The organism is bacterium (genome assembly GCA_009926305.1).
Lineage (GTDB): Bacteria > Bdellovibrionota_C > UBA2361 > UBA2361 > RFPC01 > RFPC01.
Map to the genome: position 1 here is coordinate 1 of RFPC01000158.1, position 2400 is coordinate 2400.

Below are 2400 nucleotides of genomic sequence, written 5' to 3' on the forward strand. Positions count from 1 at the left end.
GTCTAAGAACAGACTATCTAAGTGGTCTAAGGAAGATTGGCAGACTAGGGAAGAGTACGAGAAGAAGAAAGACTGATGGCCGACCTAGCTCGCGAAAAAGGCCGAACTGAGCGGTACTTACCTAAAAGTGCCTGGGCTCGGTTGTCTCCCGAGGAGCGTAGGGCTACGGATGAGAAGAAAAAGGCTGCCACCCGTGGCGACAAACCAGTTAATACGCAAGTTTCTAATACAGAAGCTGCGAAAAGAGCCAGCCGTAAGGCCAGGGCTTATCTGAGTCGAGACAAATCCAGCTGATTTTTGTGTTTTAGAGCTGTCTGTACTACTATATTGACAGCTTGAAGCGGTTGATGCTGTTCGATTGTTTCCTTTATTTCAACGAGAAAGAGCTTTTAGAGCTCCGGTATGAGCTCCTAAAAGACGTTGTAGACGGTTTTATCATAACAGATGCAGATCGTACGTTTAAGGGCGACCCTAAACCCTTTACGTGCGTTGATACTCTTCGGGAGCTAGGCATTCCTGAGGACAAGGTGCAGGTTTTGCACGTTGAGCTACCCTCTAAAGAGGAGATTTTCAGCCCGTGGGCGCGAGAGTACGCTCAAAGAGACGCTTTGGCTGTCGGTATGCGGATGACTCCGCCCGATTCGGTCTTCTTTTTCAGTGATGTAGACGAAATCCCGAGGCCAGAAGCTCTGGTTGAGGGTGCTCGTATCGCTAAAGGCTCCCCGGATCGCTGTATTCGGCTGTCAATGCCTATGCTTTATGGTCGGGCCGACCTTAGAGTTACGGATCCGAACGGTGATGACACAAAAGCACCGAATAATTGGATTTGCGGCACCTTTGTACTCCACGAGCACCTGAATGGCGAGACGTTATCTCAAATTCGGCGGAATCCGAACGACTGCATCTACGGGAACTGCGATGCCGGGTGGCATTTTTCGTGGATGGGAGGCCCAGACCGGCACAAAACTAAGGTTCAGTCTTTTTCTCACTGTTATGACGTTATTCCTAATGCTGTAGCACCCGCTGACAGCCAGGAAATGCTTGATTTTATGGATAAGTACAAGGCTGAGGCTGGTGCTACAGATCCTTTAGGCCGCACTGACCACATTCTTGTCGATTATCCCCATGAGTTTTTGCCGCCTGAGCTGTTTAGAATAGATCGAGTCAGAAGTTTCCTGCTTCCGACCTCAAATTGACGATAAACGGGTTTAAATCTGATGCCTGCTGATAATCTGAGCGTCCGCAGTCGCTTTAGTGAGATTCTGGAGGCTGCGCGAACCCAGGATCGTAGCAAGCAATCGGCCACGATGGTGGTCCTGGGTCATTTACAGCAGATGATCCTGCTGATGATGAAACAGGGCCTGTTTTTCTACTGCGATCAGGATACTTACGGTGCTAGGACTAAATTTCTAGCTGATCTTATAGATCTGAACAGGTTAGACATACGTTTTCCGGCGATCATCCGTAATTTCTTGATCGACGGTTGTGGTTTGTTCTATTTCAGGCCTGATCAGAAATTAAAGTACCAGATTTACTTTTTTAACAAGGATCAGTACAAAGTTTATCACGATGTTAACGGCGGCATAGAAGAAGTCGTCATTCTGTACAGCTATAAAGTTAGAAATTCTGCTTTGGGGCTTCCTAGCGAAGCTATGAATCAGAATAAGCGCTATGTTCGCTTATCTTTGACTGCAGATACTATTTCTGAGTACGAATCGAACACAGAACTGAGTTTTGACCTTGAACCCGGCGGTTTGTTGAGTCCTAAGAGCAAAAAACCCAATGCTCTGGGCTTCATTCCCGCTGTGGAGGTTTTAAATAAGCCAAATGCCAGCGGTACTGAAGGCGAAGGCGAGTTTGAACAGTTCATGGAGGCTATCGTTCTTCATGATCAGATGATGAGCAATATTGCCAAGAACATTGAGTTCTTCGGTAATCCCACGCTCGTCAGCTCCCGTCCCCGTAGCGATCTGGTCGAATCTGCCGGCGGTGACCGTAATTTCCGCCCGACTATTAGTAGTCAAAGCGGTTTTGCTGGTATCGATAATCCGTCAACTCGGGTTTCTGACCCGTTTGGCTCGAACAGTTTGCTTGGCGGTTTGCGTGTTCCGCGAATCATTGCAAACGTTGAACCGTCCGATCGGGTTGGCTTCCTGACGCCTGACCCGGTTAACGGTGACATGAACCGTTACGCTCTGTTGCTTCGGGAAGAAATCCGAACAGCTTTAGGCGGCGTGGATGAGATTTCGATCTCAGCTGGTGCAACCGCCACGGAGATTAAAGGTTTGATGGGTCGGGCTCAGGCCACGGCCACCCGTAAAAACAAGAGCTTCTTAACCTACGGATTCTGTAGGCTTCTTGAGATGATTCTGTATCATCAAGAGAACGTCTTTAGAGAGT

At 48.3% G+C, this 2400-nt stretch carries 3 protein-coding genes; all 3 read left to right on the forward strand.

Features of this window, described 5'->3' with window-relative positions; all coding sequences use genetic code 11:
- Nucleotides 1-75 precede the first annotated feature (75 nt).
- Complete coding sequence (locus EBR25_13145) at nt 76-294, forward strand: hypothetical protein (GenBank protein NBW41926.1); 219 nt, start codon at nt 76-78, stop codon at nt 292-294.
- Between the two features lie 53 nt (nt 295-347).
- Entirely contained in the window at nt 348-1196 is an 849-nt protein-coding gene (locus EBR25_13150) for a hypothetical protein (protein NBW41927.1), read from the forward strand.
- Between the two features lie 21 nt (nt 1197-1217).
- Nucleotides 1218-2400 (forward strand): hypothetical protein (locus EBR25_13155; protein ID NBW41928.1); only part of this gene is annotated, 1183 nt, incomplete at its 3' end.

Bases quoted from the DNA above. Each gene is read 5' to 3' on its own strand.
- EBR25_13145 (NBW41926.1), top strand. From the start codon at position 76: ATGGCCGACCTAGCTCGCGAAAAAGGCCGAACTGAGCGGTACTTACCT.
- EBR25_13150 (NBW41927.1), top strand. From the start codon at position 348: ATGCTGTTCGATTGTTTCCTTTATTTCAACGAGAAAGAGCTTTTAGAG.